24 protein-coding genes are annotated in these 25,376 nt (G+C 68.8%); 12 read left to right on the plus strand and 12 right to left on the minus strand.

Annotated features, from left to right (window positions below):
* Positions 1-19: 19 nt before the first annotated feature.
* The 4 genes from M8R19_RS13875 to nudE form a co-directional block, all read right to left on the minus strand.
* The gene (locus M8R19_RS13875) at positions 20-598 is read right to left on the minus strand and encodes a lysophospholipid acyltransferase family protein (protein WP_074977916.1); all 579 of its coding nucleotides are present in this window, start codon (positions 596-598) and stop codon (positions 20-22) included.
* Between the two features lie 144 nt (positions 599-742).
* Positions 743-1,555, minus strand: a complete 813-nt coding sequence (mutM, locus tag M8R19_RS13880; RefSeq protein WP_043313994.1) for a bifunctional DNA-formamidopyrimidine glycosylase/DNA-(apurinic or apyrimidinic site) lyase — start codon at positions 1,553-1,555, stop codon at positions 743-745.
* Between the two features lie 237 nt (positions 1,556-1,792).
* The gene (gene cysQ / locus M8R19_RS13885; protein WP_249918073.1) at positions 1,793-2,611 is read right to left on the minus strand and encodes a 3'(2'),5'-bisphosphate nucleotidase CysQ; all 819 of its coding nucleotides are present in this window, start codon (positions 2,609-2,611) and stop codon (positions 1,793-1,795) included.
* A complete protein-coding gene (gene nudE / locus M8R19_RS13890; RefSeq protein WP_009615159.1) occupies positions 2,611-3,177 on the minus strand; it encodes an ADP compounds hydrolase NudE in 567 nt (188 codons plus the stop codon). Before nudE ends, cysQ begins: the two co-directional genes overlap by 1 nt.
* Positions 3,178-3,291: 114 nt before the next feature.
* On the opposite strand from nudE, the gene yrfG reads away from it, so the two are divergent.
* Complete coding sequence (yrfG, locus tag M8R19_RS13895) at positions 3,292-3,954, plus strand: GMP/IMP nucleotidase (protein ID WP_249918074.1); 663 nt, start codon at positions 3,292-3,294, stop codon at positions 3,952-3,954.
* Between the two features lie 187 nt (positions 3,955-4,141).
* On the opposite strand, the gene lysM is transcribed toward yrfG, so the two are convergent.
* On the minus strand, positions 4,142-4,579 hold the full coding sequence (lysM, locus tag M8R19_RS13900; protein ID WP_249918075.1) for a peptidoglycan-binding protein LysM: 438 nt from the start codon (positions 4,577-4,579) through the stop codon (positions 4,142-4,144).
* Between the two features lie 244 nt (positions 4,580-4,823).
* On the opposite strand from lysM, the gene fdhD reads away from it, so the two are divergent.
* The 5 genes from fdhD (at position 4,824) to M8R19_RS13925 (ending at position 9,915) form a co-directional block, all read left to right on the plus strand.
* On the plus strand, positions 4,824-5,666 hold the full coding sequence (fdhD, locus tag M8R19_RS13905) for a formate dehydrogenase accessory sulfurtransferase FdhD (protein WP_249918076.1): 843 nt from the start codon (positions 4,824-4,826) through the stop codon (positions 5,664-5,666).
* Positions 5,663-7,984: an FdhF/YdeP family oxidoreductase gene (locus M8R19_RS13910; protein WP_249918077.1), complete on the plus strand. Its 2,322-nt coding sequence runs from the start codon at positions 5,663-5,665 to the stop codon at positions 7,982-7,984. Before fdhD ends, M8R19_RS13910 begins: the two co-directional genes overlap by 4 nt.
* A 333-nt stretch (positions 7,985-8,317) precedes the next feature.
* Positions 8,318-8,806 carry a YMGG-like glycine zipper-containing protein gene (locus tag M8R19_RS13915; protein ID WP_249918078.1) on the plus strand — a complete coding sequence of 163 codons (489 nt, stop codon included), beginning with the start codon at positions 8,318-8,320 and terminating at the stop codon, positions 8,804-8,806.
* Positions 8,807-8,916: 110 nt separating this feature from the next.
* Entirely contained in the window at positions 8,917-9,336 is a 420-nt protein-coding gene (locus tag M8R19_RS13920; protein WP_249918079.1) for a glycine zipper domain-containing protein, read from the plus strand.
* 210 nt (positions 9,337-9,546) lie between these two features.
* The gene (locus M8R19_RS13925) at positions 9,547-9,915 is read left to right on the plus strand and encodes a hypothetical protein (RefSeq protein ID WP_249918080.1); all 369 of its coding nucleotides are present in this window, start codon (positions 9,547-9,549) and stop codon (positions 9,913-9,915) included.
* 402 nt (positions 9,916-10,317) lie between these two features.
* On the opposite strand, the gene M8R19_RS13930 is transcribed toward M8R19_RS13925, so the two are convergent.
* The 3 genes from M8R19_RS13930 to M8R19_RS13940 all read right to left on the minus strand — a co-directional run bounded on the left by M8R19_RS13930 (position 10,318) and on the right by M8R19_RS13940 (position 13,309).
* Positions 10,318-10,749 (minus strand): acyl-CoA thioesterase, encoded by a 432-nt coding sequence (locus M8R19_RS13930; protein WP_074977929.1) that lies wholly within the window; start codon positions 10,747-10,749, stop codon positions 10,318-10,320.
* Between the two features lie 7 nt (positions 10,750-10,756).
* Positions 10,757-11,920, minus strand: coding sequence for an iron-containing alcohol dehydrogenase (locus tag M8R19_RS13935; protein ID WP_249918081.1), 1,164 nt, complete (start codon positions 11,918-11,920; stop codon positions 10,757-10,759).
* Positions 11,921-12,514: 594 nt separating this feature from the next.
* Positions 12,515-13,309 carry a thymidylate synthase gene (locus M8R19_RS13940; RefSeq protein ID WP_249918082.1) on the minus strand — a complete coding sequence of 265 codons (795 nt, stop codon included), beginning with the start codon at positions 13,307-13,309 and terminating at the stop codon, positions 12,515-12,517.
* 230 nt (positions 13,310-13,539) lie between these two features.
* On the opposite strand from M8R19_RS13940, the gene M8R19_RS13945 reads away from it, so the two are divergent.
* The 5 genes from M8R19_RS13945 (at position 13,540) to M8R19_RS13965 (ending at position 19,817) form a co-directional block, all read left to right on the plus strand.
* On the plus strand, positions 13,540-14,040 hold the full coding sequence (locus M8R19_RS13945; protein ID WP_058072653.1) for a sugar dehydrogenase complex small subunit: 501 nt from the start codon (positions 13,540-13,542) through the stop codon (positions 14,038-14,040).
* 2 nt (positions 14,041-14,042) lie between these two features.
* The gene (locus M8R19_RS13950; RefSeq protein ID WP_249918083.1) at positions 14,043-15,626 is read left to right on the plus strand and encodes a GMC family oxidoreductase; all 1,584 of its coding nucleotides are present in this window, start codon (positions 14,043-14,045) and stop codon (positions 15,624-15,626) included.
* Positions 15,627-15,628: 2 nt separating this feature from the next.
* Entirely contained in the window at positions 15,629-16,909 is a 1,281-nt protein-coding gene (locus M8R19_RS13955; RefSeq protein WP_249918084.1) for a cytochrome c, read from the plus strand.
* A 120-nt stretch (positions 16,910-17,029) separates the two neighbouring features.
* A complete protein-coding gene (locus tag M8R19_RS13960; RefSeq protein ID WP_249918085.1) occupies positions 17,030-19,399 on the plus strand; it encodes a tetratricopeptide repeat protein in 2,370 nt (789 codons plus the stop codon).
* Between the two features lie 100 nt (positions 19,400-19,499).
* The gene (locus M8R19_RS13965; RefSeq protein WP_043314009.1) at positions 19,500-19,817 is read left to right on the plus strand and encodes a DUF2388 domain-containing protein; all 318 of its coding nucleotides are present in this window, start codon (positions 19,500-19,502) and stop codon (positions 19,815-19,817) included.
* A 69-nt stretch (positions 19,818-19,886) separates the two neighbouring features.
* On the opposite strand, the gene M8R19_RS13970 is transcribed toward M8R19_RS13965, so the two are convergent.
* A complete protein-coding gene (locus M8R19_RS13970; protein ID WP_074977948.1) occupies positions 19,887-20,252 on the minus strand; it encodes a helix-turn-helix domain-containing protein in 366 nt (121 codons plus the stop codon).
* A gap of 6 nt (positions 20,253-20,258) precedes the next feature.
* Complete coding sequence (locus tag M8R19_RS13975; protein ID WP_116424725.1) at positions 20,259-20,561, minus strand: type II toxin-antitoxin system HigB family toxin; 303 nt, start codon at positions 20,559-20,561, stop codon at positions 20,259-20,261.
* A gap of 121 nt (positions 20,562-20,682) precedes the next feature.
* On the opposite strand from M8R19_RS13975, the gene M8R19_RS13980 reads away from it, so the two are divergent.
* The gene (locus M8R19_RS13980) at positions 20,683-21,009 is read left to right on the plus strand and encodes a DUF2388 domain-containing protein (RefSeq protein WP_074977952.1); all 327 of its coding nucleotides are present in this window, start codon (positions 20,683-20,685) and stop codon (positions 21,007-21,009) included.
* A gap of 995 nt (positions 21,010-22,004) precedes the next feature.
* Here the strand turns inward: M8R19_RS13980 and gcvP are convergent.
* Both gcvP and gcvH read right to left on the minus strand, forming a co-directional pair.
* The gene (gene gcvP / locus M8R19_RS13985) at positions 22,005-24,881 is read right to left on the minus strand and encodes an aminomethyl-transferring glycine dehydrogenase (RefSeq protein ID WP_116424723.1); all 2,877 of its coding nucleotides are present in this window, start codon (positions 24,879-24,881) and stop codon (positions 22,005-22,007) included.
* A gap of 100 nt (positions 24,882-24,981) precedes the next feature.
* Positions 24,982-25,371 carry a glycine cleavage system protein GcvH gene (gene gcvH, locus M8R19_RS13990; protein WP_009615120.1) on the minus strand — a complete coding sequence of 130 codons (390 nt, stop codon included), beginning with the start codon at positions 25,369-25,371 and terminating at the stop codon, positions 24,982-24,984.
* Positions 25,372-25,376 lie beyond the last annotated feature (5 nt).

A 25,376-nucleotide genomic window follows, 5' to 3' on the forward strand; every position in this document is an offset into this window, starting at 1 on the left:
CTTGTCAGCGTGATGGCCATCAACCGCCGAGGAAGGCGTACTCCGGCTTCCTCGGCACGAAGGGGCGGTAGAAGGCCAGCATCCGCTGCAGGTCGGCGGCCTCGTCGCCGCTCGGCCGGAACGGCTCGCCGATGACGATGCGGCGGTTGCCGTAGTCCAGCGCCGCCAGTACCACCGGAACATCGGCGCCGCGGGCGATGTGGTAGAAGCCCATCTTCCAGCGCTCGACCTTCTTGCGCGTGCCTTCGGGGGAGATGATCAGGATCATCTCGCGGCTGTCGCGGAAGGCCTGCACCGCCTGCTCCACGGTGTTCAGCTTGAGGTGGCGCTGGATCGGGATGCCGCCCCAGCGCCGCAGCAGGCCGCCGAACGGCCGGCGGAACAGGGTGTGCTTGGCGAACCAGCGGGCGTTCAGGCGCAGCACGAACTTGGCCGCCAGGAACAGCATGAAATCCCAGTTGGAGGTGTGATGCGCGCCTATCACCACGAACTTGTCGAGGGGCGGCAGCGCGCCTTCGATGCGCCAGCCGGCGGCCTTGAGCATGCTGTGGCCGAGCCATTCGGCGAAAGGATTGCGGGGCAGGTAGTTGCCGGACATCGATGGACCTTCTTGTTGTTATGGGGGCAGGGCAGGGTTCGCGAGCAAGCTCGCTCCTACAGGCGGCCGCTCTTCGTAGGAGCGAGGGGGACGCCTAGTTCTTGCTCGCGAACCGCCCAATAGCAATAGCGGAAAAGCGCCCGCTCAGCGTTGGCAGCGCGGACAGTAGACGCTGGCGCGCTGGCCCAGGCGCACCTCGCGCAGGGTACTGCCGCAGACCTTGCAGAACTCCCCGCCGCGGCCGTAGACGAACAGCTCCTGCTGGAAGTAGCCGGGCTGGCCATCGCCGCCGACGAAGTCGCGCAGGGTGGTGCCGCCGCGCTCGATGGCGATGGCCAGGATGCGCTTGATCTCCTCGGCGAGCTTCAGGTAGCGCGCCCGCGAAATGCTCCCGGCCTCGCGGCGCGGGTCGATGCCGGCGGCGAACAGCGCCTCGGTGGCGTAGATGTTGCCCACCCCGACCACCACGGCGTTGTCCATGATGAACGGCTTGACCGCCATGCTGCGCCCGCGGGACAGCTGGTACAGGCGCTCGCCCTCGAAGGCGTCGGTGAGCGGTTCCGGGCCCAGGTGGCGCAGCAGCTCGTGCTCCAGCGGCGCCTGGCTCCAGAGCAGCGCGCCGAAGCGCCGCGGGTCGGTGTAGCGCAGCGCCAGGCCCGACTCCAGCTCGATGTCCACGTGCTCGTGCTTGGCCGGCGCCAGGCCGCACTCCACCAGGCGCAGGCTGCCGGACATGCCCAGGTGGCTGATCAGCGTGCCCGCCTCGGCCTCCAGCAGCAGGTACTTGGCGCGCCGCGTGACCTGCAGGATGCGCTGCCCGGACAGGCGCACGTCCAGGTCCTCGGGCACCGGCCAGCGCAGGCGCCGGTCGCGGACCACCACGCGGCTGACGCGCTGGCCTTCGAGGTAGGGCGCGATGCCCCGGCGGGTGGTTTCGACTTCGGGTAATTCAGGCATGGAAAGTCACGGCGATGATGATCTGTCTGTAGGCACAAGCTTGCTCGCGAACCGCTTCGCTTGCCAGTAGGAGCGGGCCCTGCCCGCGATTTCGCGCGCAGGGCGCGCTCCTACATGGGAATGGCGCGGAGGCGTGGCGTAGGAGCGGATCTTATCCGCGAACCACGCCGGTGTGTCCGGCTATCGCGGACAAGGTCCGCTCCTACGGGAAGCGATTTCGCGCGCAGGCGCGGGAAATCAATCCAGCGCGCGGGCCAGCTGGATCAGTTCGTCGCGCCAGGCCGCTGCCTTCGGCAGGGCCAGGAAGGAGCCGTTCAGGTAATCCTCGCGGGCCTCGTAGGTGAAGGCTTCGCCGCGCAGGTCCAGCACTTCGCCGCCGGCGCCTTCCAGCACGCCCTGGGCCGCCGCGGTGTCCCACTGCGAGGTGGGCGCCAGGCGCGGGTAGCAGTCGGCCGAGCCTTCGGCCAGCAGGCAGAATTTCAGCGAGCTGCCGATATTGGCCAGCTCCAGGTCGCCGAAGCGCTCGCCCAGGCCGGCCAGCAGGCGTTCCTGGGCCGGGCTGGAGTGGCGCTTGCTGGCCACCACGGTGAAGGCTTCGGCGGGCGCGGTGCGCACGCTGATCGGTTCGACCGCGCCGCTCGCATCCTGGCGCCAGGCGCCCAGACCGGCGCCGCCGTAGTAGCAGCGGCCGGTAGCCGGAATGCCGACCACGCCGAACAGCACCTTGCCGTGCTCGATGAGGGCGACGTTGACGGTGAATTCCTCGCTGCCGGCGATGAACTCCTTGGTGCCGTCCAGCGGGTCGACCAGCCACCAGCGTGACCACTGGCTGCGCTCGGCCAGGGCGATGGCGCAATCCTCCTCGGACAGCACCGGCACCTCCGGCGCCAGCGCCCGCAGGCCTTCTTCCAGCACGCGGTGGGCGGCCAGGTCGGCGGCGGTCACCGGCGAGGCGTCGGCCTTCTCGTCCACTTTCAGTTCGCTGCGCCAGAACGGCAGGATGACTTCGCCGGCGCGCTGCGCCAGCGCCACGACGGATGGAATCAGGTCTTGCATCAGAGCTGCAGCTCCCCACGCTGGATCAGAATGTCGCGCACCAGGTACAGCGCGGCCAGGGCGCGGCCTTCGCTGAAGGCGGCGTTCTGCGCCAGGCTGGACAGCTCGCGCAGGTTGATGCGGTCCACCCGCAGCGGCTCGGGTTCGTCGCCCGGCAGGCTTTCGGCGTAGAGGTCGCGGGCCAGCACCACCTGGATGCGCTGGCTCATGTAGCCCGGCGACAGCGACAGCTCGGTGATGTACTCCAACTGCCCGGCGCCGTAGCCGGCTTCTTCCTTCAGCTCGCGGTTGGCCGCGGCCAGCACGTCCTCGCCCGGTTCCACCAGGCCCTTGGGCAGCGACAGCTGGTATTCGTCGACGCCGGCGCAGTATTCCTCCACCAGCACGGCGTGCTCGGCGTCCAGCAGCGCCACCACCATCACCGCGCCATAACCCTGGCCTTTGCCCACCAGGCGCTCGTAGGTCCGCTCGACGCCGTTGGCGAAGCGCAACTGCAGCTCTTCGACTGCGAACAGGCGGCTCTTGGCGACGATCTCGCGGGCGAGCACCTCGGGTTTCTGACGCATGGGACGACTCCTGGGGCGGGTCCGGGTGGGCTATGATACCCGCCTTTTCCGATAATCCGTGCCGAACCTTGCGCCCCGACGGCGACAGGGCGGCACTTCGCGACAGGGCAGAGCATGCCACGCCTGGACTGGGCCGGGATCGACAGCGTCTTGCTGGACATGGACGGCACCCTTCTCGACCTGCACTTCGACAACCATTTCTGGCTCGAGCACCTGCCGCAGCGCTATGCCGAACACCACGGCATCAGCCGCGAGCAGGCCGACGCCGAGCTGCTGCCGCTGTTCCGCGACAACGCCGGGCAGCTCAACTGGTATTGCCTGGACTTCTGGAGCCGCGAACTGAAGCTGCCGGTCCGCGACCTCAAGCGCGAGGTGGCGCACCTGATCGCCCTGCGCCCGGACGCCGACACCTTCCTCGCCGCCCTGCGCCGCGCCGGCAAGCGCGTGGCGCTGATCACCAACGCGCACCGCGATTCGCTGTCGCTGAAGCTGGAGCGGGTGGAGCTGGCGCCCTGGTTCGACCGCCTGATCAGCTCCCACGACTACGGCTTCCCCAAGGAAGACCAGCAGTTCTGGCAGGCCCTGCGCGCCGACTTCAGCTTCGAGCCGGCGCGCAGCCTGTTCATCGACGACAGCCTGCCGATCCTGCGCAGCGCCCGCGCCTTCGGCGTGGCCCACCTGCTGGCAGTACGCCAGCCGGACAGCCGCCAGGGGGCGAAGGACACGGCGGAATTCGCGGCGGTGGAAGACTACCGCAGCCTGATCGAGGACCTGTAGGAGCGGGCCCTGCCCGCGAATCGCGCGCAAGGCGCGCTCCTACAAGGGAGGCCTGGTGTCAGAGTCTCTGGATCCCCGCGTTCGCGGGGACGACGTCGGAAAATACGAATCTTGATCCCGTCACTCCCGCGAACGCAGGAGCCCAGAGGCTATCGCGGATAAATCCGCTCCTACGGGTGCTGTAGCCTTACTCCGGAATCCGCAGCACCTGCCCCGGGTAGATCTTGTCCGGGTGGCTGAGCATCGGCTTGTTGGCCTCGAAAATCTTCATGTAGGCGTTGGCGTTGCCGTACTCGGCCTTGGCGATGGCGCTCAGGGTGTCGCCCTTCTTCACCGTCACGAAGCGCGCCGCCGGCGCCGCCTGGGGCACGCTGATGCTGTCCTCGACGCCGGCCACGCCCTCGACGTTGCCCAGGGCCAGGAGAATCTTCTCCTTCTCTTCCTGGCTGGCCGCCTCGCCGCTGACGACCACCTTGTCGCCCTCGACGCTGACCTGGATGTTCGGGTTGCCCAGGCCGACCTTGGCCACGTGCTCCTTCAGCGACTCGGCGGCCTGCGCCTTGTCGCCCAGCAGGCCGCCCAGCAGCTTCTCACCGGCTTCCTTAACGAATGACAGAATGCCCATGTCCTTTCTCCTTGCGGTTACGGTTTCCAGCGGCCAGCTCCGGGCCGGCCGCGCCGCCAGGAAGTCTAGACGCCACCTGGGGAGACAACGATAGGAGTCGTCCGAAAGCCGCCGACAACCGACGGAACGCCCCGGCCGGGCTCATGATAGATACCGTCGATCAAGGCATTGGCAGCGCTGATTAGACACCCTCGGCCCCCGGCCTTAGGCTGGCGGCCACTATTCCAAATACAGGGCTCAGCCCATGCCTTGCCAGTCACATTGCCCGGCGCCCGCGGATGCCGCAGTCCAGGGTGCCTACGCCTATGCCGAACTGGGCGCCGAGCCCGTTTCCGGCAACGCCGCGCTGGCCGAGGAAGTGGCCCTGGCCATCGCCTACAACGGCCTGAGCCAGGCCGTGATGATGGCCTCGCCCGGCGACCTCGAGGATTTCGTCCGCGGCTTCAGCCTGAGCGCCGGCCTGGTCGAGTCCATCGACGACATCTATGACATCCGCCTGAAGCGCCTCGCCGACGCCATCAGCGTCGACGTGCAGATCACCAACCGCGCCTTCTGGGCGCTCAAGCGCCTGCGCCGGCGCCTGGCCGGCACCAGCGGCTGCGGCCTGTGCGGCGTGGAGGCGCTGGAACAGGCGCTGCCCGAACTGCGCCCACTGGAGCCGGCGCCGCTGCCGCCGGCGGCCCACCTGCAGGGCCTGCGCCAGCGCATCGACCAGGCGCAGAGCCTGGCGCAACGCAGCGGCGCGCTGCACGCGGCGCTGTATGTCGACGACACCGGCAGCATCGTCCTGTGCCGCGAGGACATCGGCCGGCACAACGCCCTGGACAAACTGATAGGCGCGCTCAAGCAGCAACGCCTGGACTGCCGCGAGGGCTTCGCGGTGGTCACCAGCCGCTGCAGCCTGGAGCTGATCCAAAAGGCCGTGCGCGCCGGCGTCGCCACCCTGGTCAGCCTGTCCGCGCCCAGCGCGCTCACCGTCGAGTGGGCGCGCGGGCACCGGCTGAACCTGGTCCACCTCCCCCACCACAACGCGCCGCGGGTCTACAGCCCGGCGCCGGCCTCCCACCGACACCCGACATCCCGATGAGCCTGCAACCGATCAACCCCCGTTACCAACCCTACAAGGGCCCGGCAGCCGGCTGGGGCGCTCTGATCAGCGTCACGCGCTTCTGGCTGGACAGCAAGCAGCCGTTCAAGAACCTGCGCGCGCTGCTCAAGACCAACCAGAACGGCGGCTTCGACTGCCCCGGCTGCGCCTGGGGCGACTCCCCCGAGGACGGCCGGGTGAAGTTCTGCGAGAACGGCGCCAAGGCGGTGAACTGGGAAGCCACCAAGCGCCGCGTGGACGCCGCCTTCTTCGCCCGCCACAGCGTCAGCGCGCTGCGCGAGCAGAGCGACTACTGGCTGGAGTACCAGGGCCGGCTGACCGAGCCGATGCGCTACGACCGCGCCAGCGACCGCTACGTGCCGGTGAGCTGGGACGAGGCCTTCGCCCTGGTGGCCAAGCACCTGAACAGCCTGGAAAGCCCCGACCAGGCCGAGTTCTACACCTCCGGCCGGGCCAGCAACGAGGCGGCCTTCCTCTACCAGCTGTTCGTCCGCGCCTTCGGCACCAACAACTTCCCGGACTGCTCGAACATGTGCCACGAGGCCAGCGGCGTGGCCCTGGGGCAAAGCGTCGGGGTCGGCAAGGGCACCGTCACCTTCGACGACTTCGAGCACGCCGACGCCATCTTCGTGTTCGGCCAGAACCCCGGCACCAACCACCCGCGCATGCTCGAACCGCTGCGCGAGGCGGTGAAGCGCGGCGCCCAGGTGGTGGCCTTCAACCCGCTCAAGGAGCGCGGCCTGGAGCGCTTCCAGCACCCGCAGCACGCCCTGGAGATGCTGACCAACGGCTCCGAGCCGCTGAACACCGCGTTCTTCCGCCCCGCCCTGGGCGGCGACATGGCCGCCGTGCGCGGCATGGCCAAGTTCCTCCTGCAGTGGGAGCGCGAGGCCCAGGCCAAGGGCGAGCCGGCGGTGTTCGACCACGCCTTCATCGCCGAACACACCCATGGCGTCGAGGCCTACCTGGCCGAGCTGGACGCCACCGCCTGGGACGCCATCGAGCGCCAGTCGGGCCTGAGCCTGGCCGAGATCGAGACGGCGGCGACCATGTACCGCCGCGCCGAGCGCGTGATCATGTGCTGGGCCATGGGCCTGACGCAGCACCGCCATTCGGTGCCGACCATCCAGGAAGTGGTCAACCTGCAGCTGCTGCGCGGCAACATCGGCCGGCCCGGCGCCGGCCTGTGCCCGGTGCGTGGCCACAGCAACGTGCAGGGCGACCGCACCATGGGCATCAACGACCGGCCGCCGGCGGCGCTGCTCGATGCCCTGGAGAAACGCTTCGCCTTCCAGGTGCCGCGGCACAACGGCCACAACACCGTGGAAGCCATCAACGCCATGCTCGAAGGCAAGGCGCGGGTGTTCATCGGCCTGGGCGGCAACTTCGCCCAGGCCACCCCGGACAGCCCGCGCACCCACCGCGCCCTGGCGAGCTGCGCGCTGACCGTGCACATCAGCACCAAGCTCAACCGCAGCCACCTGACCTGCGGCGAAGACGCTCTGATCCTGCCCTGCCTCGGCCGCACCGACATCGACCGCCAGGCCGGCGGCCCGCAGGCGGTGACCGTGGAAGACTCCTTCAGCATGCTCCACGCCTCCTACGGCCAGTTGGAGCCGCTTTCGGCGCAGATGCGCTCGGAACCGGCGATCATCGCCGGCATCGCCAAGGCCACCCTGGGCAACCGCCCGGTGGACTGGGACGCGCTGATCGCCGACTACGACCGCATCCGCGAGCTGATCGCCGACACCATCCCCGGCTTCGCCGGCTTCAACCAGCGGGTCAAGCACCCGGGCGGCTTCTACCTGGGCAACGCGGCCCGGGAGCGACGCTGGAACACCGCCAGCGGCCTGGCCAACTTCAGCGCCGCGCCGCTGCCCGAGGACCTGCTGCCGGAACAGGTGCGGCGCACCGGCGAGCGCCCGCACCTGATCCTCCAGACGCTGCGTTCCCACGACCAGTACAACACCACCATCTACGGCCTGGACGACCGCTACCGCGGCGTGCGCGGCCAGCGCGAGGTGGTCTTCGCCAACGAGGCGGACATCCGCCGGCTGGGCTTCGAGCCCGGGCAGAAGGTGGACATGGTTTCCCTGTGGGACGATGGCGTGGAACGGCGGGTCAGCGGCTTCACCCTGCTGGCGTTCGACGTCCCGGAGGGCCAGGCGGCCGCCTACTACCCGGAGACCAACCCGCTGGTGCCGCTGGAAAGCCACGGCGAAGGCAGCTTCACCCCGACCTCGAAGTTCGTCGCGGTGCGCCTGGAAAACGCCCGGGACGACGGCCGCATCTTCTGAGGCTGCTCGGGCGTACGACCTCGAATGGTTGTACGCTCGGGTCATTCATCCGGAAAATTCAACGGGAAAGGGCCGAGGCCGGTCCAAGGAATCGGCTTTCGCCTTTTTCCTCATCGTGTGAAATGCCATCATTGCAACAGCATTTTGTGAGAAAAACACGCGAATTTCATACCCTCGGAATGTCATTCTGACAGCCCGAAATAGAAAAAGTTCTGTTCTTAAATCATATACTTGCGTTTTTTGATGAAAGTCGCGTCACTCGTCGGCAGAGGCTTGTAAGCGCCTTCGTACAACAGCAGCATCGGCGCCAACATCCACACAGAGAACCTCTCTATGAAGTACTCCTCGATGCTCCTGTTGTCTCTTGCGCTGGTCGGTGGTTCCGCCTTCGCGGACGGCGACACCCGTGCCGGCGTCGGTGGCGCCCTGGGCGGGGTATTGGGTACCGTCGTCGGCCAGGCGGTCGGCGGCAGCACCGGCGCAGCCATTGGCGCCGGTGTCGGTGGCGCGGCCGGCGGCGCGGTCGGCGCCCGCCACGGCAACAAGACCGAAGCGGCCATCGGCGGCGGCCTCGGCGCGGCCGGCGGCCAGGTCATCGGCAACAAGATCGGCGGCAGCACCGGCGGCCTGATCGGCGCGGCCCTGGGCGGCGGCGGCGGTGGCGCTCTGGGCAACCACTATGCCGACAGCAACCGCCATGACGATGACGACGACTACCGCGGCTACCGCCGCGCCCGCTACGACGACCGCCGTCACTGGCATGACAATGGCCGTCATCGCGGCTGGTACAAGCACCATCGCCATTACAAGCACTGGGATTGACCCAGGGCAGGCGCCCCGCGATAAACCCGCAGCTCAGCCGGACACGCTTGTCCGGCTGTTTTGCGTTCGGAACAATGCTTCCAACTCTCTCCCCTCCCAAAGGTTCGAACATGCGCAAGACTCTCTCGGCCCTGGCCCTCGGCCTGGTCGCCAGCCAGTACGCCCTGGCCGGCGACAACACCAACGCAGCGGTCGGTAGCGGCCTGGGCGGCGCCCTGGGCAACGTCGTCGGCGGCGCCCTGGGCGGCAGCACCGGCGCGGCCATCGGCGCCGGCGTCGGCGGTGCGGCCGGCGGCGCCATGAGCGCCAAGGACGGCAAGAAGACCGAGGCCGCCATCGGCGGCGGCCTGGGCGCGGCCGGCGGTTCAGTGCTGGGCAACAAGGTCGGCGGCTCCACCGGCGCAGCCATCGGCGCCGGCCTGGGCGGCGCGGCCGGCGGCGCGGTGGGCAGCTCGCTGGCCGATGACAAGGATCATCACGACAGCGACCACAAGCACAAACACAAGCGCCGGCACAAACACCGCGACTGAGCCTTCGCTCGCACAGGCAAGACAAAACGCCGTTTCCTCCTTGGAGGAAACGGCGTTTTTCATGGCACAGAGCGAACCCGCCCGTAGGAGCGAGCTTGCTCGCGAACCCGCCCCGCTCCCGCCATCCCGCAGGAAGAGATGCCGAACAAGCCCCTGCACAGCGCCCGGCTGGTATAGGCTTCCTGGCTCACCGGCGCCAAGGAACATCCCGTGAAAGTCATCGCCGCCCTGCTCTGCCCCGTCCTCTGCCTGCTGGCTCTGCCCTCCGCCCAGGCGGCCAATTGGCAGGTCTGCCGCCTGGAGGTGGAAATCAGCGGCATACGCACCCAGCCCTACCCCGGGCTGCGCGCCCGCGTGCTGCAGACCCGGGCGCAGCCGGCCAATGCCGAGTGCCCGGCCCCTGGCCAGTTGATCGAATTCGAACCGGAGAGCCCCGACTACCAGAGCATGGTGCCGCGCAAGCAATGGCCGAAGCCGGGGCAGCGCATCCGCATGCGCTACCAGTACCTGGACGGCACGTGCAAGAACGACGGCAACCCCAAACCCTGCCGCATCCGCCACTACCCGCTGGGTTGGTAGGGCCTCGGCCCACCGGCATCGTGGTGATGGGTATCGCTTCGCTCAACCCATCCTACGGGGTGCTCCTTGCAGGCCGCGCCGGAATGCTCTTCGTAGGAGCGAGCTTGCTCGCGAACAGATTCCGCAGCGGGGGCTCATTCGCGAGCAAGCTCGCTCCTACGAAAAGCCGTGCCTGCCGGTGCGGTAGGAGCAACTGTCTATTGGGTTCCCGCGTTCGCGGGAATGACGTCGGAAAATACGATTCTTACCCCGTCACTCCCGCGAATGCGGGACGCGGCTCTATCGCGAACAGCGCTTGCGCTGGCCCGAAGGGGAATAACCCAGAAAACAACGTAGGAGCGGACTCCGTCCGCGATTTCGCGCGTAGGGCGCGCTCCTACAATGTTCCCGGTGAGCCCGAGCTCAACCTACCAGCAACGCCTGCATCGCCTCGCGCAGACCGTCAGGAATCGGCACCGGGCGGTTGCCCGCGCGTTCGACGAAGACGTGCACGAAGCGCCCGGCAGCGCAGGCCAGGTCCTCGCCCTGGCGGAACACCGCCAGTTCGTACTGCACCGAGCTGTTGCCCAGCTTGCCGACGCGCAGGCCGACCTCGATGCGCTCGGGGAAGGCCACCGGGGCGAAGTAGTCGCAGCTGGAGCTGACCACGAAGCCGACCACCTCGCCGTCGTGGATGTCCAGCCCGCCCTGCTCGATCAGGTAGGTGTTCACCGCGGTGTCGAAGAAGCCGTAGTAGGTCACGTTGTTCACGTGGCCGTAGATATCGTTGTCGTGCCAGCGCGTGGTGATCGGCTGGAAGTGCCGGTAGTCGGCGCGGCTGGGGTGTTCGCTCATGTCGTCCTCAGTAGGCGGCGCGGTAGATCGCCAGGGCGTCGGCCTCGCCGACCTCGCGCGGATTGTTGACCAGCAGGCGCTGCTGCTGCATGGCGTCGCTGGCCAGCAGCACCAGCATGTGCTCCGGCACCCCGGCGTCGCGCAGGCGCGAAGGCAGGCCGCAGCGCGGGCTGAGCGCCGCCAGTTCTTCGATGAACTGCCCGACCAGGCCGTCGCGGTCGCCGGGGCGCAGGCGCTCCCCGAGCAGCAGCGGCGCCAGCTCCGCGTACAGCGCGGCGGCGGCCGGCGCATTGAAGCGCATCACCTCCGGCAGCACCAGCGCGTTGGACAGGCCATGGGGAATGTGGAAATGCCCGCCCAGCGGGTAGGCCAGGGCGTGCACCGCCGCCACCGGCGCGTTGGCGAAGGCCTGGCCGGCCAGGCAGGCGCCCAGCAGCATGGCCTGGCGCGCCTCGCGGTTGGCGCCGTCGTGCACCACCGCATCGAGGTTCCGCGCCAGCAGGCGCAGGGCCTCGCGGGCCAGCAGGTCGGACAGCGGGTTCTTCTTCAGCTTGCTGGTATAGGCCTCGATGGCGTGGACCATGGCGTCGATGCCGGTGGCCGCGGTCACCGCCGGCGGCAAGCCGAGGGTCAGGTCGGCGTCGAGCAGGGCCAGGTCCGGCAGCAGGTGCGGGCTGACCACGCCGCTCTTGGTGGTGGCGCCAGTGGTGACGATGGCGATGGGGGTGACTTCCGAGCCGGTGCCGGCGGTGGTCGGCACCTGGATCAGTGGCAGCCGCGGGCCGCGGGCATTGCCCACGCCGAACAGCTCCGGCAACGCCTGGCTGGCCTGCGGGTGGGCCAGCAGGGCGACCAGCTTGGCCACGTCCATGGAGCTGCCGCCGCCAAAGCCGACCACCAGTTGCGCGCCCATCTCCAGCGCCTGCATGGCGGCCTGCAGGACTACCGCCTCCGGCGGGTCGGCCAGCACCTGGTCGAACACCTGCACCGCCACCCCGGCGGCGGCGAAGCCCGGCAGCACCCCGTCGAGCAGGCCCAGGCGGGCGATGCCGGGGTCGCTGACGATGAGCACGCGGGCGGCGCCGCGCTCCTGGCAAAGCGCGCCGAGGCGGACGGCGGAACCGCTCTCGCAGAGAATCTGCGCGGTGGTGGCGAAGCTGAAAGGCTGCATGACATTTCCCCGTCGTTATCGTTGTTCAGCGCGAAGGGCATGGCGCGGCGCAAGCGCAGTGGGGCCGTCCGGACAGCGACGGGCGATCGGGCCAGCATAGCAAGCAGTGGCGATCAGGCGGAACCTTGTATCGCTATGCGGAATGAAGCACTACCAATCGAATGGATAGCGCACCAGCAGGCGGTATCTACGAAGAGCACAGCACCTTGGCGCGATCGAAAACAACGTAGGAGCGAGCTTGCTCGCGAACGGGGTTTGCCGGAGGCGTAGGTGCTGGGTTCAAGAGCGCCCTCTCCCCAGCCCTCGGCTGCGCGCCCCGCCCTGAAGGGAGAGGGGGCTGTTCGGAGTGGAGTTGGAGTCGGGCACCATCCTTAAGGGGAATAACCCAGTGACGGGCGGTTCGCGAGCAAGCTCGCTCCTACGAAGAGCATCCGGGCGCGGGCTGTAAGACAGTTGTTCCCATGCTACGCCCCCGCGCCATTCCCCTGTAGGAGCGCGCCCTGCGCGCGAAATCGCGGACGGAGTCCGCTCCTGGGGAAGGACGGAACGGGAGGAAAGCCCCCGCCACATGGGCGGGGGCGAAGAGGCGGGCGGTCAGACGGCGACGGGCGCCTTGATGTGCGGATGGGATTCGTAGCCGACCAATTCGAAGTCCTCGAAGCGGAAGTCGAACAGGTCCTTCACTTCGGGGTTGAGCTTCATGGTCGGCAGCGCCAGCGGCTCGCGGCTCAGCTGCAGGTCGGCCTGCTCCAGGTGGTTGGCGTACAGGTGGCAGTCGCCGCCGGTCCAGATGAAGTCGCCCGGCTGCAGGCCGGCGACCTGGGCGACCATCAGCGTCAGCAGGGCGTAGCTGGCGATGTTGAAGGGCACGCCGAGGAAGATGTCCGCCGAGCGCTGGTACAGCTGGCAGCTGAGCTTGCCGTCGGCGACGTAGAACTGGAACAGCGCGTGGCACGGCGGCAGGGCCATCTCGTCGATCAGCGCGGGGTTCCAGGCCGAGACGATCAGGCGGCGCGAGTCCGGATTGCGCTTGAGCATGTCCATCAGGTTGGCGATCTGGTCGATGTGGCGGCCGTCCGGCGCCGGCCAGGAGCGCCACTGGTAGCCGTAGACCGGGCCCAGGTCGCCGTTCTCGTCGGCCCATTCGTCCCAGATGGAGACGCCGTTTTCCTTCAGGTAGGCGATGTTGGTCGAACCTTTGAGGAACCACAGCAGCTCGTGAATGATCGACTTCAGGTGGCACTTCTTGGTGGTCACCAGGGGGAAGCCTTCGCCCAGGTCGAAGCGCATCTGGTGGCCGAATACGCTGTAGGTGCCGGTGCCGGTACGGTCGCTCTTGAAGGTGCCGTGCTCGCGCACGTGGCGCATCAGGTCGAGGTACTGTTTCATGGAAAACCCGTGTCGTAGAGAGGTCCGCGAGGCACGCCGAAGGTTCGGCGCGGGCGCATTCGCCCTGCAGAATCGCGAGATGCCGCAATACTAAGGGGCAGGCCCGCGTACCGCCACCCTTGGTTGGAGCGGGCCGACGATAAGCCAGAAGGCCGGGCATGACCCGGCCCATCACCCCGTGATCCCGCCGCGGCCCCGGGCCGCCGCTGCCTGCTGAACGAGAGGTCCGCATGCCAGACCAGCCACGCTTTTCCCTGTCCCGCCGGCGCCTGCTGGCCATGGCCTGCGGCGGCGCCGTGGCCGGTGGCCTGCTGCTGGGCCCGGCGGCCATGGCCTGGGCCGCGCTGACGCCCCAGGCCGAGGCGGAACTGGCGATCTTCATGACGCTGTCGCAGCGCCTGACCGGGCGCAGCAACCTCGACCCACGCATCGGCCAGCGCCTGTACCTGGCCCTGGCGCAGCGCGACACCGCCCTCGCCCAGAGCCTGGGCGAGCTGCAGGCGCGCCTGGGCGACGGCCCGCAGCGCTGGAGCGAGCGCCAGCAGTGGCTGGCGCGGCAGATGCTCGCCGCCTGGTACCTGGGCTACGTGGGCGAGGACGACCACCCCAGCGTGGTCGCCTACGAAAGCGCGCTGATGTTCCGCGCGGTGGACGACGTGCTGCTGCCGCGCAGCTACTGCAGCAACCAGCCGGGCTTCTGGGCCGCGCAACCGGTCGAGCGGGGAGCCTGAGCATGGCCGACACGCAAAGCGCCGACTACGTGGTGGTCGGCTCCGGCGTCGCCGGCGCCCTGGTCGCCCACCAGTTGGCCCTGGCAGGCAAGGACGTGCTGATCCTCGAGGCCGGCCCGCGGCTGTCGCGCTGGGAGATCGTCGAGCACTTCCGCAACCAGGCCGACAAGTCCGACAACCAGGCGCCCTACCCGTCCATGGCCCACGCGCCGCACCCGCAGTACCACCCGGACAACCACTACCTGGTGCAGAAGGGCGAACACCCCTACGACGTGCAGTACCTGCGGGTGGTCGGCGGCACCACCTGGCACTGGGCGGCCTCGGCCTGGCGCTTCCTGCCCAACGACTTCAAGCTCCAGAGCCTGTACGGCGTCGGCCGCGACTGGCCGTTCGAGTATGCGGAGCTGGAGCCCTGGTACCAGCGCGCCGAAGAGGCCCTCGGCGTCTGGGGCCCGGCCGACGAGGAGCTGGGCTCGCCGCGCAGCCAGGCCTACCCCATGGCGCCGCTGCCGCTGTCGTGGAACGAGCAGCGGGTGAAGGACGTGCTCAACGCCAACGGCTACCGCGTGGTCACCGAGCCGGTGGCGCGCAACAGCCGCCCCTTCGACGACCGGCCGACCTGCTGCGGCAACAACAACTGCATGCCGATCTGCCCGGTCGGCGCCATGTACAACGGCATCGTCCACGTCGAGAAGGCCGAGGCCGCCGGCGCCCGGCTGCTGGACAACAGCGTGGTGTTCAAGCTGGAGAAGGGCGATGGCGGGCGCATAGTCGCCGCCCTCTGCAAGGACCCGCAGGGCGAGGAGACGCGAGTCGAAGGCAAGGTCTTCGTGCTCGCCGCCAATGGCGTGGAGACGCCCAAGCTGATGCTGATCTCCGAGGTCGGCAACGCCTCCGGCATGGTCGGTCGCAACCTCATGGACCACCCCGGCACCGCGGTGCGCTTCTACGCCAGCGAGAAGCTCTGGCCCGGGCGCGGGCCGCAGGAGATGACCTCGATGGTCGGCTTCCGCGACGGCGCCTTCCGCAGCCAGTACGCGGCGAAGAAGATCCACCTGTCGAACCTCTCGCGGGTGGACCAGGTGGCTGCCGAACTGATCCGCCAGGGCCCTCTGCTGCTCGGCCGCGAACTGGAAGCGCAGATCCGCGACCGCGCCGCGCGCTTCGTGCGTTTCGACAGCTTCCACGAAATCCTCCCGCGCCCGGAGAACCGCATCGTGCCCAGCGCCAGCGAGCGCGACGCCCTGGGCATCCCCAAGCCGGAATTCACCTACGCCATGGACGACTACGTGCGCCGCAGCGCGACGCACACTCGCGAGGTCTACGCCCATGCCGCCAGGCTGCTCGGCGGCAGCGAGGTGCAGTTCGAGGACAGCTTCGCCAACAACAACCACATCGCCGGCACCACGCTGATGGGCGACGATCCCGGCGACTCGGTGGTGGACCACGATTGCCGCAGCCACGACCATCCCAACCTGTTCATCGCCGGCAGCGCAGTGATGCCCACGGTGGGTTCGGTGAACTGCACCCTGAGCCTCGCCGCCCTCGCCCTGCGCCTGGCCGAGCGCCTGAAAGGGGAGGCCTGAGCATGTTCGCCCGCCTACTGGCCGCCCTCCTCCTGCTGCCCTGCCTGGCCCAGGCGGCCCCGGCCCTGGACCCGGCACCACCCGAGCTGCTGCAGCGCGGCGAATACCTGGCCCGCGCCGGCGACTGCGCCGCCTGCCACACCGCGCCCGGCGGCCAGCCCTTCGCCGGCGGCCTGCCGCTGACCACTCCGCTGGGCGCGGTCTACTCCAGCAACATCACTCCCGATCCGCGCACCGGCATCGGCAGCTACAGCTACGAAGACTTCGCCCGCGCCCTGCGCGAAGGCGTGGCCAGGGGCGGCCTGCACCTCTACCCGGCGATGCCCTACACCGCCTACGCCAAGATCGGCGACGCGGACATGCAGGCCCTCTACGCCTATTTCCTGCGCGGCGGCGTCGAGGCCGTGGCCCAGGCCAACCGCGACAGCGACATCCCCTGGCCGCTGAACATGCGCTGGCCGCTGGCCGTCTGGAACGCGCTGTTCCACGACGACCGGCCCTTCCAGCCCAACCCGAAACAGAGCGCGGCCTGGAACCGCGGCGCCTACCTGGTGCAGGGCCTGGCCCACTGCGGCACCTGCCATACCCCGCGCGGCCTGGCCTTCCAGGAGAAGGCCCTGGACGAGAAGGGCAGCGGCTACCTCGCCGGCGCCGCCCTGGGCGGCTGGTACGCCTACAACATCACCAGCGACACCCACGCCGGCATCGGCGGCTGGAGCGACGCCGAACTGGCGCAGTACCTGCGCAGCGGCCGCCTGCCCGGCAAGGCCCAGGCCGCCGGGCCCATGGCCGAGGCCGTGGAGCACAGCTTCCAGTACCTGCGGCCCGACGACCTGCAGGCCATCGCCAACTACCTGCGCAGCGTCAGGGCGGTCGAAGACGGCGAACGCAAGCCGCGCTTCGCCTGGGGCGGCCCCGCCGACGACGTGGTGACGCTGCGCGGCGAGGACTTCGATGCCCAGACCCGCGACGACGGCGCCCGGCTGTTCCTCGGCAACTGCGCCAGTTGCCACGGCTGGAACGGCCAGGGCACGCAGGACGCCTACTACCCCATGCTCAGCCGCAACACCACGGTGGGCGCGCAGCAGCCGGACAACCTGGTGCAGGTCGTGCTCACCGGCGTGCACCGTGAAAGCGCCGGGCAGGAAGTGTTCATGCCAGGCTTCGCCGGCGCGCTCGACGACCAGCAGATCGCCACCCTGGTCAACTACCTCACGGCGCAGTTCGGCAACCCGGCGGTGAAGGTGGACAGCGCCCGGGTCGCCGCCATCCGCCAGCCCTGAACGCGCCTCATCCTTTCGAGGGGCCGCCGCCACTGCGGCGGAACCGGGTTTGACATACCCCCGGCAGTCACTGAAGCTGCTGCCACCGTGATACATGGCTGCCCGAACAACGGACGTCGCATGCAGAAGCCTGCCCATAAGAAAGACCGCAAAGGGGCCGCACCGGCCCGACCCACTTCCCCTCCCCGCCTGGCGCGGCGCCTGGCTGCAGCGCTGGTGGCCGTGCTGTTGCTGGCCAGCGCGGGCGCCTGGTGGTACGTCGAGCACAGCGCCCCGTCGCTGCCCGTCGCGAGCCCGCCCGCGCCCCCGGCGAAACCCGTGGTGGCCGAGGCGCCGAAGGCCGGCTTCGTCGACGAGCAGCAATGCCAGGGATGCCACCAGGGCCAGTTCCAGGACTGGCAGGGCTCGCATCACCACAAGGCGATGCAGGTGGCCAACGAAGCCAACGTGCTGGGCGACTTCGCCGACGCCAGGTTCAAGGGCGAGGCCGAAAGCACCCGCTTCTTCCGTAAGGGCGAGGAATTCTGGGTGAACACCCCGGGCGCCGACGGCAAGCCGGCGGACTTCAAGGTGGCCTACACCTTCGGCGTGGCGCCGCTGCAGCAGTACCTGCTGGAATACCCCGGCGGCCGCCTGCAGGCCCTCGGCGTCGCCTGGGATACCCAGAAGCAGCGCTGGTTCGAGCTCAACCCCGGGCAGCACGTCGACTTCAAGGACGAGCTGCACTGGACGCGCCCGACGCAGAACGCCAACTTCATGTGCATCGAGTGCCACACCACCGAGTTCAAGCGTAACTTCGACGCCGACAAGAACACCTTCGCCAGCCACTGGCAAAGCCTGGGCGTCGGCTGCCAGGCCTGCCACGGCCCGGCCTCGCGCCACCTGGAATGGGCGCAGAAACCCGACGGCGACGCCAGCCGCGGCTTCGACAGGCCGCTGGGCGCCAGCACCGCCGCCAGCGAGCTGGTGGAGAACTGCGCGCGCTGCCACGCCCGCCGCGCGCCCCTGGGCGACGGCTTCCAGCACCGCCACCGGTTCATGGACGACTACCTGCCGAGCCTGCTGACCCGCGAGCTGTACCAGATCGACGGCAAGATCAAGGACGAGGTCTTCGAGTGGGGCTCCTTCACCCAGAGCAAGATGTTCGAGAAGGGCGTGAAGTGCACCGACTGCCACAACCCCCACAGCGGCCAGGTGAAGATCGCCGGCAACGGCCTCTGCCTGCAGTGCCACAACCCGGCCGGCAAGCCGGTGCGCCCGGGCGTCGACGGCAAGGGCCTGCTGGCGAAGGACTACGACTCGCCCGAACACCATCACCACCAGAGCGGTACACCCGGCGCCCAGTGCACGTCCTGCCACATGCCGGGCAAGTACTACATGGTCAACCACTACCGGCATGACCACAGCTTCAGCATTCCCGACCCGCAGCACGCGCAGAAGATAGGCGCGCCGGACGCCTGCATGGGCTGCCACCGCGACAGCGCTTCCAAGGTCAGCGAACAGTTCCGCCTGTGGTACGCCAGCGACGCCAAGCCGGCCGGCGCCGTGCCGCGCTACGACGACACCCAGTGGAAGGCCCGCAACGGCCAGCCCGGCGCCTCGCGGGCACTGCACCTGCTGCTGGCCAGCAGCGACCTGCCGGTGATCCGCCGCGCCACCCTGCTCGCCGAACTGCCCGCCTATCCCAGCCCGCGCTCCCTGGAACTGGCCGCCCAAGGCCTGAAGGACAACGACCCGCTGGTGCGCAACGCCGCCATAGGCGCGGTCGCCGCCCTGGCCAGCCCGCCGCGCCAGGCGCTGCTGCTGGCCCCGCTGCTGGACGACCCGCTGCGCGCCGTGCGCCTCTCCGCCACCTGGCAACTGGCGCAACTGCCGCCGGAGGTGCGCGCCGGGTTGCAGGCGCCGCTGGCCAAGGGCCTGAAGGAATACGAGGAGGTCCAGCTGAGCCTGGCCGAGCGCGCCGAGTCCAACCTCAACCGCGCCATGCTCTACCAGGTCACCGGCCGCGACGCCGAAGTGGAACCGGCGCTGCGCGCGGCCCTGGTGCGCGACCCCGACTTCTTGCCGGCGCTGGTCAGCCTCTACCAGTGGCTGGAAGCCCGCCAGCGCCCCGACGAAGCCCGCCAGCTGCTGGACGGCGCGCTCAAGCGCCACCCGCAGTCCGGCCTGCTGCACCATGCCCTGGGCCTGGCGCTGATCCGCCAGGGCCAGCGCGACGCGGCGCTCAAGGAGCTGCAGGAAGCGGTGCGCCTGGCCCCGGACAGCGCCCAGTTCCGCTACATCCTGGCCATCGGCCTGCACGACACCGGCCAGGCCGACGCCGCCTGCCGCCAGCTGGAGCAACTGCTGCAACGCCACCCGGCCAACCGCGACGCGCGCCTGGCGCTGATCGCCTACCTGCGCGAGATCGGCCAGTTGGAGAAGGTGCAGATGCAACTGGCCGAGCTGGAACAGCAGAACCCCGACGACCCGGCGCTGAAGGGAGAATGACGGCGCCGCTCGGAAGCGCCTGATTCCACCAGGCGCTCCGGAACTCGCCGGCGGGCACGCACTCTGAGGGGACGCGAACGCAGTCACCCAAGGAGCACCCATGCGTATCCCCGGAGCGGCCCTGGCCGTCGCCCTGTCCACCCTCCCCTTCGCCGCCGCCCAGGCCGAAGACGCCGGCTTCTGGCGCGGCGTGCTGTCCACCGGCGCCACCACCGCCTCCAGCTACCTCACCAGCCGCGACGACCACAAACTGGTCGGCCCGCTGGCCGAGGACGCCGGCAGCTTCGTCGCCAGCGCCGGCGCCATCCGCGGCCCCTGGCTGGAGGCCGAGCTGCAGCGGCTGCGCAGCGATTATCCGCAGTTGCAGCAACGCAGCGACATGGAGCTGGCCAGTGCATTGCTGGCCGGCGAACGCTGAGCGGCACTCCCCGGACACGCAAAAGCCCGCAGCTCCTCACGGGGCAGCGGGCTTTTCGATGCGCTCGCCTCAGGCGTACTCGGCGATCAGACTCTCGGCGGGAATCCCCAGGTTGCGGTGCAGCTTGCGGATCATCGGCAGCGTCAGGCTGCGCTTGCCGGACAGCACCTCATAGACGCGGTTGGGCTGGCCAATCGAGGGCACCAGGTCCTTGACGGTCAGGCCGCCCTGCTCCATGCGGAACTTGATGGCCTCGATGGGGTGCGGCGCCTCGACCGGGTAGTGCTTGGCCTCATAGGCCTCGACCAGCGTCAACAGCACTTCGAAACGATCCCCCTCGGGGGTGCCGGGCTCCGGCTCGTCATCGAAGTAGACGGACAGTTCCTTGAGGCTGGCCTTGTAGTCCTCGTGCGTATGGATAGGTCGGATGTGCATGCTTTCTCACTCCATCTCGACGGTATTCGCGTCGACGGCATCGTACTGCGCGTGCGTGCCGATGAACTTGATGTAGACCGCGCCGAACCGGTAGGCAACCGCGACGATCAGTCGATAGTCGTTGCCCTTGATGTTGAACACCACCCGGCGGCTCTTGAGGATGCTCGCGCTGGCATACCTGGCCTTGATGTCGCCCGGCTGGCTCCAGGTCGCGGCCTTGGCTTCATCGATCCAGGCCTTGAGCGGTTGCTCCGCGTCCGGATGGGCCGTCCAGAAATCGCGCAGGTTGCCGATGGCGATGATTTTCATCGGCACATGCTAGTCCCAAGGCGGGACTACCGCAACCGCGAACCGGTCATCCAGATAACCGGAACCCCTGGTAGCGCCGAGCGCTCAGAAAGGTATGCGGACCTACGGAGGAGCAACTCCCATGCGCATGTTCAAATTGACCGGCATCCTAGCTGTCTTCGCCCTGCTTCCCCTGGCCCCGGCCATGGCCGACAGCTTCTGGCGCGACATCATCTCCTCCGGGGCCACCACCGCCTCGACCTACCTGACCTTCAAGCACGACCACAAGCTGATCCTCGCCGCCCGCGACGACGCCGGCAGTTACGTGGCCAGCGACGGCGCCATCCGCGGCCCGTACCTGGAGGCCGCATTGCAGCGCCTGCGCAGCGATCATCCGGAGCTGCAGCAACGCAGCGACATGGAGCTGGCCAATGCCATCCTGATGAGCCAGGACGGCGTGGCGCAGTGACGGCGCTTCGTAGGATGGGTTGAGCTTGCGATACCCATGCGGCTGTGGCGATGGGTATCGCTGCGCTCAACGCCATCCTACGGTTTGCCTCCACACCGTGCCTTTGTAGGAGCGCGCCTTGCGCGCGAATCGCGCGCAGGGCCCGCTCCTACAGGGGCTCGGTATTTCGTAGGCGCGAATCTCATCCAGACCGTAGGATGGGTCGAGCTTGCGAAACCCATGCGGTTGTGGCGATGGGTATCGCTGCGCTCAACGCCATCCTACGGTTGCCTCCACACCGTGCCTTTGTAGGAGCGCGCCCTGCGCGCGAATCGCGGGCAGGGCCCGCTCCTACAGGGGGCTCGGTATTTCGTAGGCGCGAATCTCATCCAGACCGTAGGATGGGTCGAGCTTGCGAAACCCATGCGGTTGTGGCGATGGGTATCGCTGCGCTCAACGCCATCCTACGGTTGCCTCCACACCGTGCCTTTGTAGGAGCGCGCCCTGCGCGCGAATCGCGGGCAGGGCCCGCTCCTACAGGGGGTTCGGCATTTCGTAGAAGCGGATCTCATCCAGACCGTAGGATGGGTCGAGCTTGCGAAACCCATGCGGTTGTGGCGATGGGTATCGCTGCGCTCAACACCATCCTACGGTTTGCCTCCACACCGTGCCCTTGTAGGAGCGCGCCCTGCGCGCGAATCGCGGGCAGGGCCCGCTCCTACAGGGGCTCGGCATTTCGTAGAAGCGGATCTCATCCAGACCGTAGGATGGGTCGAGCTTGCGAAACCCATGCGGTTGTGGCGATGGGTATCGCTGCGCTCAACGCCATCCTACGGAGCTACAACCCGCCCGAACCGTAGGGCGAGTAACGCGAAGCGTTATCCGCCGCCGGCTGGAACACCAGCGCCCATGGGCTACGACCTTGTAGGAGCGAGCTTGCTCGCGAACGAGCCCCGCTGCGGTGTCCGTTCGCGAGCAAGCTCGCTCCTACGAAAAGCCTCGGGACGCTTGCCCCTTCACTCCCGGTACTCGTCCACCGGCACGCAGGCGCAGAACAGGTTGCGGTCGCCGAACACGTTGTCCACCCGGTTCACCGCCGGCCAGTACTTGAAGGCGCGGGTGTGCTCGCTGGGGGTCACCGCCTCAGCTATGCCGTAGGGCCGCTCCCAGGGGCCGGTGACGTCGGCCAGGGTGTGCGGGGCGCGCTTGAGCGGGTTGTCCTCGGCCGGCCATTCGCCGGTTTCCACCTTGGCGATTTCCGCGCGGATGCTCAGCATCGCCTCGACGAAGCGGTCCAGCTCGTGCAGCGACTCGCTCTCGGTGGGCTCCACCATCAGCGTGCCGGGCACCGGGAAGGACATGGTCGGGGCGTGGAAGCCGTAGTCCATCAGGCGCTTGGCCACGTCCTCCTCGCTGATCCCGGTCTGCGCCTTGAGCGGCCGCAGGTCGAGGATGCATTCGTGGGCCACGCGCTCGTTGCGCCCGCGGTAGAGCACCGGGAAGGCACCGTCCAGGCGCTGGGCCAGGTAGTTGGCACTGAGGATGGCCACCTCGGTGGCGTCGGCCAGCTGCGGGCCCATCATGGCGATATACATCCAGCTGATCGGCAGGATGCTGGCGCTGCCCCAGGGCGCGGCGCTGACCGCGTCGTTCAACGGGTTGGGGCCTTCGATGCGGATCACCGGGTGGTTGGCGACGAACGGCGCCAGGTGTTTCTTCACGCCGATCGGGCCCATGCCCGGGCCGCCACCGCCGTGGGGGATGCAGAAGGTCTTGTGCAGGTTCATGTGCGACACGTCGGCGCCGATGTCCGCCGGCCGCGCCAGGCCGACCTGGGCGTTGAGGTTGGCGCCGTCCATGTAGACCTGGCCGCCGTGGCTGTGGATAACCTCGCAGATTTCGCGGATGCCCTCCTCGTACACGCCGTGGGTCGAGGGGTAGGTGATCATCAGGCAGGCCAGTTGGGCGCCGGCCTCGGCGGCCTTGAGCTTGAGGTCTTCCAGGTCGACGTTGCCGCCCTTGTCGCACTCGACTATCACCACGCGCATGCTCGCCATGATCGCCGAGGCCGGGTTGGTGCCGTGGGCCGAGGACGGGATCAGACAGACGTTGCGGTGCCCCTCGCCGCGGCTCTCGTGGTACTTGCGGATGGCCAGCAGCCCGGCGTACTCGCCCTGGGCCCCGGAGTTGGGCTGCATGCAGATAGCATCGAAGCCGGTGATGGCGCGCAGCCAGCTCTCCAGCTCGTCGATCATCAGCCGGTAGCCCTCGGCCTGCTCGCGCGGCACGAAGGGGTGCAGGTTGGCGAACTCCGGCCAGGTGATGGGGATCATCTCGCTGGTGGCGTTGAGCTTCATGGTGCAGGAGCCCAGCGGGATCATCGCCTGGTTCAGCGCCAGGTCCTTGCCTTCCAGCTGGCGCAGGTAGCGCAGCATCTCGGTCTCGCTGTGGTGGCGGTTGAACACCGGGTGGCCCAGGTAGCCGGAGCGGCGCTGCAGGGTGCCGGGGATGCCGTCGGAGAGGTCGCCGGCGTCCAGCACGGCGATGCTCAGGCCATGGCCGGCGCCGAGGAAGATGTCGAACAGCGTGGCGACGGTCTCGGCGCTGCAGGTTTCATCCAGGCTGACGCCCAGGCGGTCCTCGCCGACGATGCGCAGGTTGTAGCGCGCCGCGCGGGCGCGTTCGAGGATGGCCGCCTGCTGCGCGCCCACCTCCAGGGTCAGGGTGTCGAAGAAGTGCGCGTTGACGCGCTTGAGACCCTTGGCGAACAGCCCGGCGGCGAGGATGGCGGTGAGCCGGTGCACGCGCTGGGCGATGCGCTTGAGGCCCTCGGGGCCGTGGTAGACGGCGTAGAGGCTGGCGATGTTGGCCAGCAGCACCTGCGAGGTGCAGACGTTGGAGTTGGCCTTCTCGCGGCGGATGTGCTGCTCGCGGGTCTGTAGCGCCATACGCAGCGCGGTGTTGCCGCGGGCATCGCGGGACACGCCGATGATCCGCCCGGGCATGGCCCGCTTGAACTCGTCGCGGGTGGCGAAGAAGGCTGCGTGGGGCCCGCCGTAGCCCATGGGCACGCCGAAGCGCTGGGCGCTGCCGAGCACCACGTCGGCGCCCAGTTCGCCCGGCGGCGTCAGCAGCAGCAGGCTGAGCAGGTCGGCGGCGACGCAGGCGATGGCCTGCCGGGCGTGCAGGGCATCGATCAGCGGGCGCAGGTCGCGGACCTCGCCGCGGCTGTCCGGGTACTGCAGCAGCGCGCCGAACACGGCGTGCTGGCCCAGGTTGTCCAGTTCGTCCAGCACCAGGTCGAAGCCGAAGGCCTCGGCGCGGGTACGCACCACGGAAATGGTCTGCGGGTGGCAGTTCACGTCGACGAAGAACAGGTTGCTCTTGGCTTTGGCCACGCGCTTGGCCAGGGCCATGGCCTCGGCGGCGGCGGTGGCCTCGTCGAGCAGCGAGGCGCTGGCCAGGTCCAGGCCGGTGAGGTCGATGGTCAGTTGCTGGAAGTTCAGCAGCGCCTCCAGGCGGCCCTGGGCGATCTCCGGCTGGTAGGGGGTGTAGGCGGTGTACCAGCCGGGGTTCTCCAGCACGTTACGGAGGATCACCGTGGGCGTGACGGTGCCGTAGTAGCCGGTGCCGATCAGGCTGGTCCACAGCTGGTTCTGCTGCGCATAGCCGCGCAGCCTGGCCAGGGCGCCCTGCTCGTCCAGCGCCGGCGGCAGCTCCAGCGGGCGGTTCAGGCGGATGGCCGGCGGCACCGTCTGTACGATCAGGTCGTCGAGGCTGGCGACGCCCAGGGCCTCGAGCATCGTCCGTCGCTCCGCCTCGTCGGGGCCGAGGTGGCGGCGCAGGAAGGCATCGGGCTGGTTCAGCTGGGACAGCGAAGGGCTTTTCGACATGGCCTGGACCTCGATCGGGAATGCACGATCCACACAGGATAGGCCAGGCAGGAAGAACAAGGCCCCGACTGAGCGGGGCCTTGGGGGTTCGGCGCCGCGATCAGGCGTCCGCGTCGCAGGCGGCCTGGTAGCCGGCGGCGTCGAGCAGCTTGTCCAGCTCGGCCGGGTTGCTCGGCTTGAGCTTGAAGAACCAGGAGCCGTAGGGGTCGTTGTTGACTTCCTCGGGGGTGTCGGCCAGGACCTCGTTGATGGCGATCACCTCGCCACCGACCGGGGCGTAGATGTCGGAGGCGGCCTTGACCGATTCCACCACGCCGGCTTCCTGGCCAGCGTTGAGTTGCTTGCCGAGCTCCGGCAGCTCGACGAAGACCACGTCGCCCAGGGCTTCCTGGGCATGGTCGGAGATGCCCACGGTGACGGTACCGTCGGCTTCCAGGCGCGCCCACTCGTGGCTGGCGGCGTAACGCAGGTCGGCGGGAATGTTGCTCATCTTGT

The sequence above is a fragment of the Pseudomonas sp. R3.Fl genome, from assembly GCF_023516765.1.
GTDB lineage: Bacteria > Pseudomonadota > Gammaproteobacteria > Pseudomonadales > Pseudomonadaceae > Pseudomonas > Pseudomonas citronellolis.